This is a genomic window from Lysinibacillus sp. CTST325, from assembly GCF_054665055.1.
In genome coordinates, this window is the sequence record NZ_BAAFHO010000005.1 from 120,652 (window position 1) to 136,066 (window position 15,415).

Consider the following 15,415-nt stretch of genomic DNA (forward strand, 5'->3'; position numbering starts at 1 on the left):
TTATTCTACCTCTACCGTAAATCTATAGGCCGTATCTAATGGAGAGAAACTCATTTCGTCCATTACATTAGTAGGGTTAGGAATAATGATTGCTGAATATTCATATAAACCTGCTTTATTAGGTACTTTTACAGAAAAAGTTCCATAATCTACTTTTTCTGAATCATTTTCTAACAATAAATAGTCATCATTATTCATCTTTACTTGCTTCCAATCTATCATAGAAATAATCAAATAATCTTGTATATCTTTATCATATTTCCCTGAATAATATGCTAGTTTTAAATGTTCTCCTTTTTTTGCTTTAATAGAATAACGAGGGAATAATACTTCATTAGATTTTTTGAAATCATTATTAATCATCAACCCTCGATACTGTAGATCAAGTTTATCTATAGGCTGATGATAATCTTTAGTCACTGTCTCTTGTACATTCTGTTTTTTGTTTCCTTCAAAATAAATTGTATATGGAAGCGTCATTCCGTAAAAATTTGTTGTCGCTTTAATTGTTTTAGCATTTTTTTCAGGTGATGCATAAATTGCGACAATTAATTTATGGATTTTATTATCTTTGTTTAATTTTTGGTCTAAAGAAAAAATAATATCTATTGATTTACCAGTTTCTAAATCAAACACATAGGAACTAGCGTAATGATCTTTTTCAATAGAAAACTTAGTTTCTTTAAAGTCATAAAATACTTTCAATATATATTTACCACTATTCCCTCTGTTTTTAAAATTTACTTTTAATAGATCCTGTGGATTTTTCATTAATATTTGACCATTCTTTTGACTTTCTTGATCAATTATTAAACTATTCACTCCCATGCCATAACCAGCACCTATTGCTAATTCTTCTTGCGGTAAACTGGAAACTTCGAGATTTTCTTGTGTTTCTACTTTAGTATTTTCATTTCCAAAAAGAATAAACCCTATATACCCTATAAGTACTATAATTATAAACGAGAAGAAGAATATGCTTTTTCTACTATTGAATGGATATTTTTTCATAAAAGCATCTCCTAAAAAAGTACAGACTATTTTTAGTCTGTACTTTCTAATTTAATTAAAATGAAACTTGTGTTCAGGCTGTTTCCCAATCACTACTTTTATATTTTTTAATTTGATGATATCCAAAGAAAGTAGTTTTCTCAGTTAAAGCTACTAGCGTGGATGTAGAAACCTTATTAGTATTTGATAAAGTGTGCCATCCTGATGTACTAGTATTTGTACCATTATTGTTACTATCAACTTTGGCTTTAACTGTTACAGCTGTTCCACTATTCACAGTAGTGGAAGCAATTGCTCTAGGCTTTAAACCAAAAGGATTACTCCCTTCAAGATGCCCTTTTCCACTTGATGCTCTAACGCTTAAACCCTCAGCTGTTAAAAAGGAATCATCAGATAATGTAATTTCCGGTCCTTCAACAGAATCGTCAACTGGTTCTGAAAAATCTTCAGAAGCCACAGGGGAAGTTAATAAACTAAAACTCAAAATAGAAGATGCGATAATAGACATTGTAAATTCCTCCCTTTCTTTAAATATACTTTTGTTAATCAGAATTTAAATTTCCAAATTACATTACAGATGTAATATTTGTACTTGGAGTCCCAATTGCAATGTAATGTTCTTATTTGCAGTAATATTAGGACGCGTCGGTTTCATTACTTAATCTATATTTTGTATTCTTTTCTACATGGATATAATTCCTAATTTTAAAATTTTAGCATGGTATTACCTCCTTATTTACTTTTCCCGGGAATGCTAGTAGCTTATCATTAGCTATAAAAGTTTCAAAATCAAGTTTTGTAACCAATAGAGAGAAAATTGATACAGATCAGAATCGTTATGGCTATGCTAGTAGCTTATCGTTAGCTATAAGTGTTTCAAAATCAATTTTTGTTGAAAATCAAACAAAATTTGAAAAAATCAAAAAATTAATTTTTACTACTAAAAAGTGAAATTTCTTATGAAGTTACTACTCAAAAAGCAATATATATTTTTAGCATATTTGTTTCCATCTTTGTTTTTTGGTTTATACAGGATTTTGTACAAGAGGTAATCCGTAAAGTAGTCACAAAAATAATTAGTTATTTTAAAAAAGGCAGTAACGACAAGAATTCGTTCCTTGTCGTTACTGCCTAATTCTTTATATTATTATCATCGATTTTGACAGAAAATTATCTAACACAGTGAAGAAAACCTAGACCATCTTACCTATAACTTTAACTTTTAATCTAGTTGCATTTTCTGGGTGATACGCAAGGGGTGTTTCTTCTACTTCCACTAATTCAATCGTCTCAGAAAGTGCTCCAGCTAATACAGCTTGTTTCACTGCTTTTTTTGTGCATCTTTCAATGATATCTCAACCAATTGTAGGAAATATACTGTTGAAATCATTTGAATTATTTTTCTGCTAATCTTCTTTTAAATATAAAGAAGATCAGCAGTGAAAATAGCAATTATAGAGATAAAAAAAGTCTAAATGCTATTGAATTTGCTTTGAACTTATAATTAATTTCATTAAATGGTTGATTTTAATATTAAAACTACACTTTATATAATAAATGTACATCAAAAATTATTAGAGAAGTGGTATATTATGGCTAGTATTATTGATGCAAATATTGAAGTTACAAGTGTTGAAAAAAAACACACTTTCTGATTTTTATAGAGTTTTAATAGAAAATCAATGTAATAATGCCATAGTTTTTGGAGAGTTTTGAGTCTTTAAACAGCCTTATGATTAAGTTGTATCAAAAAACAATGCAAATAAGGAGGAATTAATTATGGCAATTATCAATGGTAATACGGTTTCAATTTGAAACTAACACGTTCTGGCAAAAAAGGAATTAATGTTGCTTGGAGCAAAAAGGGTGGTATTGGTTACAACGGTAAAGTGGAGATCTTCCGTGCGGACGGCAAACTAGTATACACGAAAGATTATTCTCAAACTACTGCAAGTGGTTCATTTGTGTACGATTGCGAGTATCTTAGTGAGTATAAAGTGCATATCAAATCTAATAATGGTTATAGTTATGACTTTGCTTATATTCCAGTACACCTTACAACAGTAGAGACTAAAACGCACACTTACACGGCTGCTGATGTTAAAGCGTACCGAGATAAAAGTCTTTTAGCGGTTGCTGCAATGACTGTTATTGGAGTTACTATGACTATAACTAGTGCAATTTTAACAATCGCCTTTGGTGCATCGGACGCTACAACTACTCGTGTTAGTTTCCCAGCGCCTCGTGTAGGAGATACAATGACAACTACGCTTACGCCAAAAACAGGCGGATTTGAAACAACTCTTGTATATAATCAAAAAGCATACACAGATTCTTCGGGTAATAAACAGTCGGCGGCGACTTATAAAATGAATCCTGTTTTTAAGAAATACCTTGTATACCCACGATAATGATTAAAAATGGGCGCTTATTTATTAAGCGCCCTTTTTTAATCTAATAAAGTTGTAGTAAAAGTCAGCGGCAGAAAGGATAAATATAAAAAATGCGAACTTAGAAGTTAATGACGGCAATGGAAAAGCTACATCTCTAATACCTATTAGCCAAAGTGCAGTTGATAAAAGAACTATGGCATCCATCAACATAGATAAAGGGCGTTTTTTATCTTTGTAGAAAAAATTAAACAAAACTAATCTTGCTAATAGTGGAATTGTCAGAAAAAAAGAGTAGATTAATGAAAGCGCTAAGAGTCCTTCCACAATATCACCCCTTTGTTAATTATCCTATTAAGGTATAAGTATATTGTATAATAAGATTAATAAAACGAGAATATACATTCCTAAAAGGAGGGTCAAGTTACACATGTTGAGAAAAACACTAGTAATGGAACAATTAAAGTAACTTATAAGGTAAAAGCAAAGGATGCAAGGAAAAAAGGCATTGTAATTGGATACGAATGGCCAAGTAATTATCAATTAAGTGATAGTTATTCTACAGGAGTAGCTAATAGTGTCGATTCTCATACCATTACGATTCCTAAACCAAAAGTTAATGCTATTGGGACTCAAAATGTAGTGGCAAAACTTACTGGTAGATATACAGAAACGAAACACCTTAAGTCAGTATTTAACTATCCCTCAAACAGGGTAACAGAATACAAAACAGTTTCAAAGGCAGATGCAATCGCTGAATATATAGTAGTTGTAGATCTTGGTGTTGGTGTGAAGTTTATGAAAAATAATTCTATTGCATTTATAACAAGAACACTCTACGCAGGATTTACTACTCATTATGGACTTAAATCAATTGGTGTAATATCTGGATTCCCTCCGAGAGTGGTAGGACAATACTATAAAGTTGACACTTGGTATTCTTCAAGTGGTCTTCATATAAAAACTACAATTTGGAATACAAAAGCAGCATTTAATCGTAATCATCAACCGAAATATTCTGATACACAAACTTCTACATGGTAAAATTTTATTTTAAGTAGTCCAACAAAAACACATTCTCAAAAGGTTTCTATCGAATAACATCTTGTATTGGCTAATCTATCAAAACTCTATGTATTCTTTTTCTTTTTTATTTTTTCAATTCCATCTATTAAAATACCAATTCCCAAAAGCATGAACCCTATAGAAAATGAATATTTAAAATAAGTAGAGCTGTGATATCCTAATTGATAAACTAGACCAATTAAAATCAAGATTAAACTTAACATAATAATGCTATTTCCAATTTTCATAAAAAGATATACCCCCTATGATTTTATTTTAAATAGCCTCTAATAAATCGTTAATTATAAATTACTTGTAGAAGAAAAAGTTGTTTCAATCAATCATCTTACTATATTGTTTGTTTAACAGACAAAACCCCTGATTTACGACTGATTATATCATGTTATCAGATAAAACAGAAAATTAGAGGCTAAACTTAACCGAAATTCATCTCACACCTTCTTATCTTAATTTCTAGTTACGGGATCTCTGCCATTTATAAATACCGGGGATGTTCTTTCGTTTACAAATGATTGTCCTACAAAGGCTTGGATATCGATATTTTAATTTTCAGTTTATTTTAAATATCCATTCGCACTTTGGCTACATTATGTAAATAGTTTTCTCAGTTAAAGCTGAAAGGCTGTCACAACAAGGTTTATCTTTCATTGAGAATCAGATGGAACATATATAGTTTGAAGAGAATTCGAAATTTCACCATAGGCATTAAGGAGTTCTCCCTGTCTGCACCTCAAAAGGATCCCGCTATATTGTTGACAGGTTGTTGAAATTGTAATAACTGGTAAATAGGGTATTCCGAGAAAAGTTTGAAGAGACAAGAAGTAAGGGGCATAAGTTAAAAAAGAAGCAAAAAAAGAATGAGCTATTTTCAGCTCATTCTCGATCGAGGTCGACGTTATCGTTTCATAGTGGCACTAGCTAATATACTCTGCTGCCAAATGTTTATTGCCAACGTAGTAAGTTAAAATCTTACATTTCTCATTAAGAAACAGTGTTAGGTTGATACAACAAATCATATTCCTACTTCCCACATTTTCTCCGTTACTTTCTCTACTCTACCATCAATATCTGTACCGTCGAACTTCGGAAGTTTCAACTCACTTACGATTTTTCCATCGCGCATAAACATCACACGCTCCGTACGCGCCGCAACCTTCGCGTCGTGAGTGACAAGCATAATCGCAGTACCGCCCGCGTTAATTTCGGAAAAGATGTCCATGATCTCCTGTGCTGATTTTGAGTTTAGAGCACCCGTAGGCTCATCGCCGAAGATAATTTTCGGGTTGTTCAAAAGCGCTCGACAGATTCCTGCTCGCTGTAGCTGCCCTCCCGAAACTTGTGTAATGTCTCGCATTTCAAGCTCCGCAATGCCTACCCTCTTCATAAGTGCTCTTGCCTTCTCTGATATTTTTGCAACGTTTTTTCTGTTCTCGCGCATCGATGGAAGAATAATATTATCGAGAATATTTAGATTTTTAAGCATCGTTGGCTGCTGAAATACAAAGCCCATTTTAGTTCTACGTATATCTGAAAGTTCAACCTCCCCGATTGACGATAAATCATTGCCATCAAAAATAATCCTTCCGCCATCAACGCTGTCCATGCCACTCAGCGCAAACATTAGCGTTGATTTGCCAGAGCCTGAGGGTCCCATTATCGCAACAAACTCACCCTCGTTTATGTCAACGGACGCTCCGTCGAGAACATTACACTTTTCATCGCCCTCGCCGAAAGATTTTACAATATGTTCACCGATGATAATCTTCTTCATAAACTACTCCTTTATATTTTCGGATATTTTTATTTTCCCCGCGCCCAATGTGCCAATTATTGTTGTGATTAGTACCGAGCAAACCATCATTAACGGACAAAGCACATACGCCGAAAGTGGATTGATCGAAAAACTAAACGACGACGCCCCAAACGAGGAGATAACTGCGCCCGCAAGTACTTCTCCGAGAGTATTTGCTAGTAGAGTGCCAATAATAATTCCGATCATTGATATGAATACCGCTCGCGAAGCAAACTGTATCGAAATATCGGAGTTTGTAAAACCTAATGCTTTTATGACGGCAATCGAATATCTGTCCTTTGCGACAAGCATTTTCATAAATAACAGTGTCACTAGTACCGTTATTACGAGCGCTATGGCAATTGCAGCAATGGATGCCTTGCCGACCGATTTTATAGTCGAGCCAAAAGTTTGAGTAACAAATTCATCGATATTGGAAATTTTAGCGAAAGTAAATCTGTCCGCATACTCTGAGACTTTTTCATTAACAAGAGATTTATCTGAAAGCTTCGCGCAAATCACGCTCCACATTATACCTTCCGAATTATCGGTAAAAACAGCCTTTGCCGTTTTTCCGCCGTTCGTAATGTCGGAATAAATGCCGCTTACTGTTAGCTTTGTCTCCTTCCCCTTCATTAAGATCGTAATGACATCGCCAACCTTTTTGCTCATTTCATCAGCGTTCAAAGATGAAAGTGCAATTTCGTTTTCTGCTGCGGGTGCTCTGCCCTCGGTATATTGAATTGGGAATATCGAATGGTCGCCGAGTTCTATTTTTATATTTTCCTCCGAACCGTCTTCCATTTTTGTTTTGAATGTCTTTGTTGTAAGGATAGTATATTTTGAAATGGAACTATCGCTGTTCATAGATGTTAAAACTTCGGCAGATTTTTTAGAAATATGATCAGTCTGTTGAATATCGATACGAATATCGTAGTTTCCAATACCCATATATTTAATGAAGCTTGTTGAGGAAATCGTGTTGTAGAGGTTTTGTGGAACAATAATCATAAATGCTGAAATGACAAGTACTGCAAGGATTGTGGCGTAAAGTCTTTTCCTTGCAAGAACATCTTTGATACCAAGAAAAACATTCGTGTTAAGCAGTTTGTTTTCATTCAAACAAAAACGCTTCGCGCCTGCGTTTTTTTCCTGTGAAGTGCCAAAACGTATTGCTTCTGCAGCAGATATTTTCCGAAAGCGTCTCAGCACTCCGCTTACATAGGCAATGATTGCGAGGAATACAAGCAGAATTCCGATTATTCCTAAAGCCGCGGCAAAGGAAGAGTTTTCGCTTTCCCCCATATAAAGCCGGATATTTTCAAGAAGGATGTCTTTGAATAACAACGAGAGTGCAAAACCAAGAATACTACCTCCCGCCGCGATAGCTGTGTACTTCGCAAGATAAATTTTCTTAATGTCAGAAAGACGCAGCCCTATCGCCTTCATAACACCAATTTCACGGTAATCGTCCTCAATTTTCGCAAGAAGTGTAAAGCGAATGCACATAAATGCGATTGCAACAACGAGAACGCTTATAAGAAGAATAACTGCTATCATTATCCCGTCAGAAATTGCGTTAAGTGTTTTGAAAAGTGGATATGTAATCGTTGGTCCGTTCGCTTCAAGACCTGCGGAGGCATAAGCAGTTTCAAATTCGCCAAGCGCCGATATATCCTTTAATCTAAACTCAATCAAATACTCCGTACTTCCATGGCTCTTTATTTTCGCGTAATCATTTTGACTGACCAGAAATCTTTTTGAGGAAGACAGCATAGAATTCATCTGTGAATCACGGAGGAAGCCCGCAACAGTAAATTCCTTTCCACCTATTACGGCTTTATCACCGACCTTTATGGCGATGTCCTTCATATAGTTTATCGGAGCATAAAGCTCGCCATCGGAGACGTTTATGACGTTTCCGTCAAGATCAAGAAGATAATCAAATTTTTCACTTTGTATGCTAAAACCATTGTCTTGAACATTATTCGCAAGCGAACGATCACCTAAAATAATTTGCCCATTGTCCATATTAAGAAACTCAAGCACTTGAAATTCATCAACATTGCTGTTTTGCTCCGCGAAATTCGTAAGTCGTACAGTATCAATATCCCCCGAGTGCATTTGCATAAAATGCGGCGTTTTCGCCTGATTTATCAGTGAATCGATCGCACCTGAAAGATTGATGATAAGTATCGCCGAGAGGGAAACGAGCATAGCCGCTGCGGCGACAAATATTGTTGTTGTCAACGTTATCAGTTTGCTTTTAGAAATATCATTACGGATTAATCTGAAATACATAAGTCACCTCGGTTTTCAAGTTGAAGAAAATAAATGAAGTAACACAAATTCCCAAGCCCACTTCCTATTACTGAAATGAGCTTTCCCGACTTTTGCAGAAAAATCTTCTGAAGAATCCTCAGAATTAACCACCGTCCGTCGTTTCCAGTTCCTTAACTCTCACCCCCACTGCCAAACATCTTCATCATGTACATAAGACTTCCTCTTTCGACACCGAGCAGTCTTTCTACGTTGAATATAAAAGCTGGTATACGTGCAGCACGCTCTTCATCTGTCAGATCTACCATATCATCATCAAAAACGGTATTCGTATATGCCACAATCATTTCCATACATTCATACGGATATGGCGTACTAAATAGTCCTTGCTCAATACCCTCACGGATTATTCCCGTCAATATCGGCGGAAGACCGTTAATGATGACCTTTTGTATTTTCTGATGCATAAGCGCGTTCTGAGGCTTATGTATATGGTCAATAATTTCCTTGCCGTTTTCGCCGCTTATGTTTAGTGCCATTACAACACGAACAATACGCTCGTGAACGGCTATGCTCTTATCTGCTGCAATTCCATTAGCTGCACCTAAAATTTGAGTATTATATCGATCAATGAGCGCGTCCATAATATCTTCCTTCGACTTGAAGTGATAATACAGCGTTCCTCGTGCAATTCCGACCTTTTCGAGAATATCGTTAGTACTTGTGCCGTCAAAACCCTTCTGACCGAAAAGCTCATCAGCCGCATCGAGTATTTCGTTTCTGCGTTCCATCGCTTCTTTTCTCATGTTTATTCCCCCTCATTAGACCGACTGTCTGTCGATAAAAATTATACCATTTTACAATAAATTGTCAATGGGCTGTTCCTATTTTGTAAAAAACTATTAATTTATTTCCTGATTATCGAGAGGTAAACGATAAATTCATCCATACAAAAATATCTTTTTACGCATAATAAGTGATAGAATTATATGTAAGAAGTTTATGCGTTAAGAGAGGAAAACAATAATGTCTGAAGTACAAAAAATGGATTATACAATAGGAAAAAAGATACGTGAAGGTTTACAGGCTGATTGTCAACGCTGTTTTGGTCTATGTTGCACGGCTTTAAATATTGCTGCTTCTAGCGACTTTGCCATTAATAAAGCAGCTGGGACACCTTGCCCTAATCTACAATCAGATTTTAGCTGTCAAATTCATAGTAAACTTAGAGATCAAGGGTTTAAAGGGTGTACCGTTTTTGATTGTTTAGGAGCAGGACAAAAGGTTTCACAAACAACCTTCCATGGACAAGACTGGCGACAACACCCTGAAATTTCTGAGAAAATGTTTCGTGTCTTTCCGATTATGGAACAACTTTATGAAATGATCGCCTACGTAGCAGAGGCTTTATCGTATACGGTTGATTCATCCCTATTTAATAAACTACATATTCAATTAGAACAACTACAGCGAGCAACTGAGCTAGAAGCAGATGCATTACTAGCAATAGATATTCCTAATTTCCGACTGCCAGTGAATGTTTTACTGTTAGAAACAAGTGAGCAAATTCGCCAAAACCTTATCGAGAAGATTAATGGGAAAAACGCTCGAAAGTATGACAATCGTGGGGTTGATTGGATGGGGAAGAATTTAAAAGGCAAGGATTTAAGAGCAACTGATCTTAGAGGAGCTTATTTAATTGCTGCCAACCTACAAAATGCAGATTTAAGAGGTATTGATTTTATAGGTGCGGATTTACGTGACGCCAATTTACGTGGCGCAGATCTTTCTAGCAGTATGTTTTTAACCCAAATGCAAATAAATTCAGCACAAGGCAATCACCAAACAAAATTGCCCTCCCACCTAAAACGTCCGTCTCATTGGGATAACTAACTTCAACAAAAGAGCAAATGAAAGCAGTTCCCCCCTCAAACTGAGAAAAACACTTTGTTTATTGAAAGCTAAATGGTATTTATAAACCTTGAAAAAATGGAAAAGGCGTGTTTTGAAAAAAGTTTGATCAAAACATGCTTTTTCTATATTCAATTGAACTGTTCCTGTCGCTACGCTTTCGGTACAGAAATTGCTGAAAGAAGTTAAACTCCAAACTGTTTAAAATGATGGTCAAGGTGCTTGTATATTCCCTTACCCCATTGCTCAGAAGTGAGTTTCCCAAAAAAAGGATGAGGATGAGGATGAGTTGTGCACTTCTCAGGTCCGTTATTTTGGAATGTGATAATTTTTTGTTTAAGCTTTTCTTTTTCTGTCTCAAATTCTCTATCATCTGCAATCAAAATAGTTGGAATAGTAGACATATTATGAGGCAATGTCTTGTCATTGTAAACGATTTGTTTTGCAAACCTTCCTACTATTATTCCTAACCAACTCCTTGGTGGAAAAGAATTTCCCATTGCGATGTCTTGGAAAGATGAACAATGCGCTAGCATTTGAGCAACATCCATTTTCCCCCATTGCGGTTGTGAATTGGGACTCAATTTGGCAATACGCTTTAAAACTTCTGCTGTATGTATATGATTAAAAATATTTTTCATTAGTTTGCATTCCCCTTAAAAGATCTATGGTATTATAAACGGCCGACACCGCTTTTCTAATAAAGTTTGATTAAGACTACAGAAGTATTCAAAGCAGCTGTAGTACTTCTGAGCGTTGATTCAATCATAACCACAGCTTTGACTGCTCAAAGAGATGCAATGCCACATATGAAGATGTAGAAGCGCTCTTTGTAAGTGAGTGAACAGCATAACAAAAGGACTTACGTGTATGAGTTGTAATACGCACAAGTCCCCTAGATTGTTGGAGCTAAAAATTCATTATGAAAATCGCACTTAAAGATTAAACAATCCCTATTTCAGTAAAGCTACATTTATAGATTATTAATGACGAATAAATTCAGAACCCAACCAAGAATTGAAACAATAATAATACTCCAAGCATGTTTCTTACGCTGTATTACACCTACAATTCCCATAATCACCCCTAGTAATGGTGAAAATAGAATACCGATAATATACGCAAAAATATTGTAGGTTTGATAACTGTAGATTTCGTTACTTTCATTACCGTATTTGTCACTATCCATCTTCATCCCCCATCTTGCCTTTTTCTTTACTAAACGAAAAACCTTTCAATTCAACTATGCCTCGGCATAATTGTGTCCGGAATCGGCTTTAGGCCAACTAGATGTTGATCACTTAGTCATGGGTTATTGTTGCTTGGCTTTCGTACAGATAGATGCCACAGGACATGATGTTCTTAGACTAAGTTCCTCTATTTTAGAGGATGTTTGGACATCCGCTGAAAGAAGTTAAAACAATTGTAGCACGGATCCAACTTTGAGTTAGCTACCGGAGCAATTTTATTAAGCCTATTCGAATAATAACCAAATAAGTTATTCCTTCTTCCATTTATAGGGGATATTTGCCCAATCGTATAAAATATTAAAAAGGAAAAATAAAAATGAAATTCCAATAATTTGTCCCCATTGAATGTCATCACGAAATAACCATTGAATTATAATAAATAGTATGAAAAAAATTAGCGAATGTTGTATATTTTTCTTTATAATTTTTACCATATTCATCCTCCCCATACAATAATACTCCATTTCTACTTATTGAAGAAACCCCCTACCGTTCGTTTCAATAGCACATACTTTATTCAGAAAAAGTAACACAACATTGTAGAAAATGAACCTATTATTTTCCTTTTGTAACGATGCAGTAGTAATTATAGTAACGTCCAATTCGTTAGTAGCACCGTATATGAAGTCCTGAGTTTACATAAAATAACAAATCAACTTTTTTTATTGATACACTTTAATTTAAATTTATTTTTATCTACAAGTAAAAAGGCAGATGAAAGTATATTCATCCGCCCTCTACTTATTTTTGTTTCTTTTTATAAATAATCGTAGCTACAACAAGTAAAAGTAAAATTGCTTGTCCAATCATTGTTTCTACGGTTGGATAGAAACCAATGAAGCTGACAACTGGCAAGCCATCTACAATTGTTGTTGACACAGTACCTCTTAGCTGCAATGTATGCAGACTGACACCAATAATTTTAAATGCCAATACATAGATTAACACCGTTGCCACTGCGAAAAATTTATGAATAGGAATTTTTCCACTTGCTTTCAATAACACAAATGCAAAAATAGCTAATAATAAAAGTGCTACTACGATACCTAGTACAAATTGAGAGGTTTCCATTTTAGGTGCAATCCCTGCGTAGAAGACAAGTGTTTCTGCCCCCTCACGGAAGACCGATAAGAAGCTAATTGCTGCCATCGCAAACACAGAGCCACTCGAGATGGCATTGCCCATTTGTTTAGAAATATAGCGATTCCAGCTTGTCACACTTGATTTACTATGGAGCCAAATACCAACTCCAATCATCATTGCAGCAGCTAGTAAACCAATATAACCTTCCATCAGCTCTCGACTTGTATCAATTGTCGCAGATTGGAAAAGTGTTGACATTAAAACAGCTGCTACCGCAGATAGTAAAATCCCTACAAATGCACCAACATATATCCATTTGCGCATTGTTTTTTGCCCAGATTTCTCTAAGAACGATACTAATGCCATAATAATGAGCAGTGCCTCTAAGCCCTCTCGCAGTAAGATTAATGCTGCATCCCACAGAGTATAATCTGAGTCACCTTGAATCAGCTCAATTTCAGTACGGAAAGTATCAAGCTTACTTTTAATTGCTTTGACATCGACGTTAGATTTTAATAAGTCACTAACGAGAATCGGCATATCACTTTCAATTTTTGTATAAAGGCTACCGTTACGTGTTGAAATATCTATCTCTACACTCGGCCATATTTTAATGAACTCTCGAATTTTATCAGATGCAGCCTTGTAGTCACCTGCATCGATAAAATCATTCGCCTCATCAATATAAGCGACTAATGTTGCTAAAGAATATTCCCCTTCAACAACTTTCGCCGTATCATTACCTGCTACAAAATCCTCGATTGTTTGTTTTAAATCTGCATATTGCGATTGCATTAAAGCTACATCGGGCTTTTCAGATGCAAGTGAGATCCGAATAAAAGCCATTTGTGTTTCAATTTGGCCGTACATCGCAATGCTTTGCTCACGTACAGGGCGTTCAATTTTCTTCCACTTTGCATTAAAATCCTTATACGCTGCGTCGATTGTAGTTAAATCACCGCTTGCTAAAGCATCTTCAAATGCTTTCATGATAGGTTTAAATTTCGTGCCAAATTCTGCTCGCTGCGCCGCTTCATCTACAGGATTCTCAAGCTTTTCTAATGCACGTAAGGCATTTGACAAGTCAGACAATGCCTTTAAACGTTCATCCTTAGATGTAGCTTCAACTGCTTGCGCAAGAATTTCGTCCACTTTTTCTTTTGCGTCCTTTTGCTCAGAAGTGACTGACGCCCAGGCTGTTGCAAATTGTTCTAGGGCATGTTTTGCCTCAACTTCTTTATCCTGCTTCGTATTCATTAGCGCATCACTAATAGAAATGTACAACTGACTATAGGATTGCGCTGCCTGCACTGGTACAGCAAGTGCCAGTAACAGGCAAAGTACTAAACTACAGCGCGTTAAAAAGTGCTTCACCTATATAACTCCCCTTTGATACACCAGGGAAGCAAGCAAACACTGCACTGCCTCGATGTGTAATATATTCATTCATTTTATCCATACGCCCTAAGCTATTTTGAACTGTCGTAAATTTGGCAGGATCTTTTTGATACGAAATAAATAATAGTCCGGCATCATGCGCACCTGTATTTGTCATAACTCCAGATGCATAAGAGTAAGAACGGCGTAAAATACGTGCACCTGACTTACGTGCCAAATGCACATGCGACGTATCTGGCATAATATACTCACCTTTGCTATCCTTCGCCTCTACATCGAAATCATCGAACTCTTTCTTTTTACCAAAAGGTGCACCACTATCGCGATAACGACCGAATGTTGCCTCCTGATCTTTTAAAGATGTGCGATCCCATGTTTCAAGATGCATCTGAATTTTACGTGCGACTAAATATGAACCGCCTTTTAGCCAACCTTTATCGACCCATACTACTTTATTTAAATCTTTTTCATCGGTATTCGATGGATTCACCGTACCATCCTTGAAAGCAAATAAATTTCTCGGTGAGCCTCCGCCAGCTGGGAATGAGTTAAATCCTGCCTGTGACCATTTAATTTCTACCTTACCAGATGCTGCACGAACTAAATTACGTACTGCGTGGAATGCCACCTGTGGGTCATCCGCACATGCCTGAATACAAAGATCACCACCAGTAAATTCTTTTTGTAGCTGATCCTTTGGGAAATGAGGTAAGTCTTTTAATTCCTCAGGCTTCAAATGCTGGATACCAAGCTTATCAAACAAGGATGGTCCTACACCTATTGTAATCGATAAATTTGAAGCATTTAAGCCCTCCGCTTCACCTGTATCTCCTGTTGGTACTCTAGTATTTGTTGTTAAATCTACCATTAATTCACCATTCATTAAACGCACAACAAGAGGTGTCCATTGTTTGAACAACTCTTGTAGTTCTTTCTTTGATGTAAATAAAACATCCAAAGAAGCAAAATAAATATTTGTTTGAACAGGTGTAATAATGCCAGATTGATGTTTTCCATAGAAATCAACTTTGTTAACTGCTGTCGTGCTGTCCGCAACAGGCTCAAACACATCATAGCCCATTACTTTCATAACACCACCTAAGCCGGAAGCACCGATAGCTACACCAGCTACTCCCATGCCTGTTAGCTTTAACATGTCACGTCTAGATATTTTTTTATTGCTCCATTTTTCATCATTTGACACTGTCATTTAT

Annotated in this window: 15 protein-coding genes and 1 pseudogene; 3 read left to right on the top strand and 13 right to left on the bottom strand. The window is 35.9% G+C overall.

What is annotated here, in order from left to right; translation table 11 throughout:
* The 3 genes and pseudogenes from ACYQ73_RS13925 to ACYQ73_RS13935 form a co-directional block, all read right to left on the bottom strand.
* Positions 1 to 1,011, bottom strand: coding sequence for a hypothetical protein (locus ACYQ73_RS13925; RefSeq protein ID WP_460013031.1), 1,011 nt, complete (start codon positions 1,009 to 1,011; stop codon positions 1 to 3).
* Positions 1,012 to 1,084: 73 nt separating this feature from the next.
* A complete protein-coding gene (locus ACYQ73_RS13930; RefSeq protein WP_460013032.1) occupies positions 1,085 to 1,519 on the bottom strand; it encodes a hypothetical protein in 435 nt (144 codons plus the stop codon).
* Positions 1,520 to 2,204: 685 nt separating this feature from the next.
* A pseudogene (locus ACYQ73_RS13935) lies at positions 2,205 to 2,342 on the bottom strand (hypothetical protein); the annotation flags it as partial.
* Between the two features lie 480 nt (positions 2,343 to 2,822).
* On the opposite strand from ACYQ73_RS13935, the gene ACYQ73_RS13940 reads away from it, so the two are divergent.
* Positions 2,823 to 3,422, top strand: coding sequence for a hypothetical protein (locus ACYQ73_RS13940; protein WP_460013033.1), 600 nt, complete (start codon positions 2,823 to 2,825; stop codon positions 3,420 to 3,422).
* A gap of 24 nt (positions 3,423 to 3,446) precedes the next feature.
* Here the strand turns inward: ACYQ73_RS13940 and ACYQ73_RS13945 are convergent, their stop codons facing one another.
* On the bottom strand, positions 3,447 to 3,728 hold the full coding sequence (locus ACYQ73_RS13945; RefSeq protein WP_460013034.1) for a hypothetical protein: 282 nt from the start codon (positions 3,726 to 3,728) through the stop codon (positions 3,447 to 3,449).
* 315 nt (positions 3,729 to 4,043) lie between these two features.
* Between ACYQ73_RS13945 and ACYQ73_RS13950 the strand changes: the two genes are divergently transcribed.
* Positions 4,044 to 4,445 (top strand): hypothetical protein, encoded by a 402-nt coding sequence (locus tag ACYQ73_RS13950; RefSeq protein ID WP_460013035.1) that lies wholly within the window; start codon positions 4,044 to 4,046, stop codon positions 4,443 to 4,445.
* A gap of 86 nt (positions 4,446 to 4,531) precedes the next feature.
* Here the strand turns inward: ACYQ73_RS13950 and ACYQ73_RS13955 are convergent, their stop codons facing one another.
* The 4 genes from ACYQ73_RS13955 to ACYQ73_RS13970 all read right to left on the bottom strand — a co-directional run bounded on the left by ACYQ73_RS13955 (position 4,532) and on the right by ACYQ73_RS13970 (position 9,365).
* A complete protein-coding gene (locus ACYQ73_RS13955; protein ID WP_460013036.1) occupies positions 4,532 to 4,714 on the bottom strand; it encodes a hypothetical protein in 183 nt (60 codons plus the stop codon).
* Between the two features lie 785 nt (positions 4,715 to 5,499).
* Entirely contained in the window at positions 5,500 to 6,258 is a 759-nt protein-coding gene (locus ACYQ73_RS13960; RefSeq protein WP_460013037.1) for an ABC transporter ATP-binding protein, read from the bottom strand.
* 3 nt (positions 6,259 to 6,261) lie between these two features.
* Positions 6,262 to 8,580 carry an ABC transporter permease gene (locus tag ACYQ73_RS13965; protein ID WP_460013038.1) on the bottom strand — a complete coding sequence of 773 codons (2,319 nt, stop codon included), beginning with the start codon at positions 8,578 to 8,580 and terminating at the stop codon, positions 6,262 to 6,264.
* 152 nt (positions 8,581 to 8,732) lie between these two features.
* Positions 8,733 to 9,365 (bottom strand): TetR/AcrR family transcriptional regulator, encoded by a 633-nt coding sequence (locus tag ACYQ73_RS13970; protein WP_460013039.1) that lies wholly within the window; start codon positions 9,363 to 9,365, stop codon positions 8,733 to 8,735.
* A 220-nt stretch (positions 9,366 to 9,585) separates the two neighbouring features.
* On the opposite strand from ACYQ73_RS13970, the gene ACYQ73_RS13975 reads away from it, so the two are divergent.
* The gene (locus tag ACYQ73_RS13975; RefSeq protein WP_460013040.1) at positions 9,586 to 10,452 is read left to right on the top strand and encodes a pentapeptide repeat-containing protein; all 867 of its coding nucleotides are present in this window, start codon (positions 9,586 to 9,588) and stop codon (positions 10,450 to 10,452) included.
* A gap of 203 nt (positions 10,453 to 10,655) precedes the next feature.
* Here the strand turns inward: ACYQ73_RS13975 and ACYQ73_RS13980 are convergent, their stop codons facing one another.
* The 5 genes from ACYQ73_RS13980 to efeB all read right to left on the bottom strand — a co-directional run bounded on the left by ACYQ73_RS13980 (position 10,656) and on the right by efeB (position 15,411).
* Positions 10,656 to 11,111 carry a DUF1569 domain-containing protein gene (locus tag ACYQ73_RS13980; RefSeq protein WP_460013041.1) on the bottom strand — a complete coding sequence of 152 codons (456 nt, stop codon included), beginning with the start codon at positions 11,109 to 11,111 and terminating at the stop codon, positions 10,656 to 10,658.
* 332 nt (positions 11,112 to 11,443) lie between these two features.
* Positions 11,444 to 11,659, bottom strand: coding sequence for a hypothetical protein (locus ACYQ73_RS13985; RefSeq protein WP_460013042.1), 216 nt, complete (start codon positions 11,657 to 11,659; stop codon positions 11,444 to 11,446).
* 309 nt (positions 11,660 to 11,968) lie between these two features.
* The gene (locus ACYQ73_RS13990) at positions 11,969 to 12,154 is read right to left on the bottom strand and encodes a hypothetical protein (protein WP_460013043.1); all 186 of its coding nucleotides are present in this window, start codon (positions 12,152 to 12,154) and stop codon (positions 11,969 to 11,971) included.
* A 307-nt stretch (positions 12,155 to 12,461) separates the two neighbouring features.
* Positions 12,462 to 14,177: an FTR1 family iron permease gene (locus ACYQ73_RS13995; protein WP_460013044.1), complete on the bottom strand. Its 1,716-nt coding sequence runs from the start codon at positions 14,175 to 14,177 to the stop codon at positions 12,462 to 12,464.
* Positions 14,152 to 15,411: an iron uptake transporter deferrochelatase/peroxidase subunit gene (efeB, locus tag ACYQ73_RS14000; protein ID WP_460013045.1), complete on the bottom strand. Its 1,260-nt coding sequence runs from the start codon at positions 15,409 to 15,411 to the stop codon at positions 14,152 to 14,154. The genes ACYQ73_RS13995 and efeB overlap by 26 nt, the downstream gene beginning before the upstream one ends.
* Between the last annotated feature and the right edge of the window lie 4 nt (positions 15,412 to 15,415).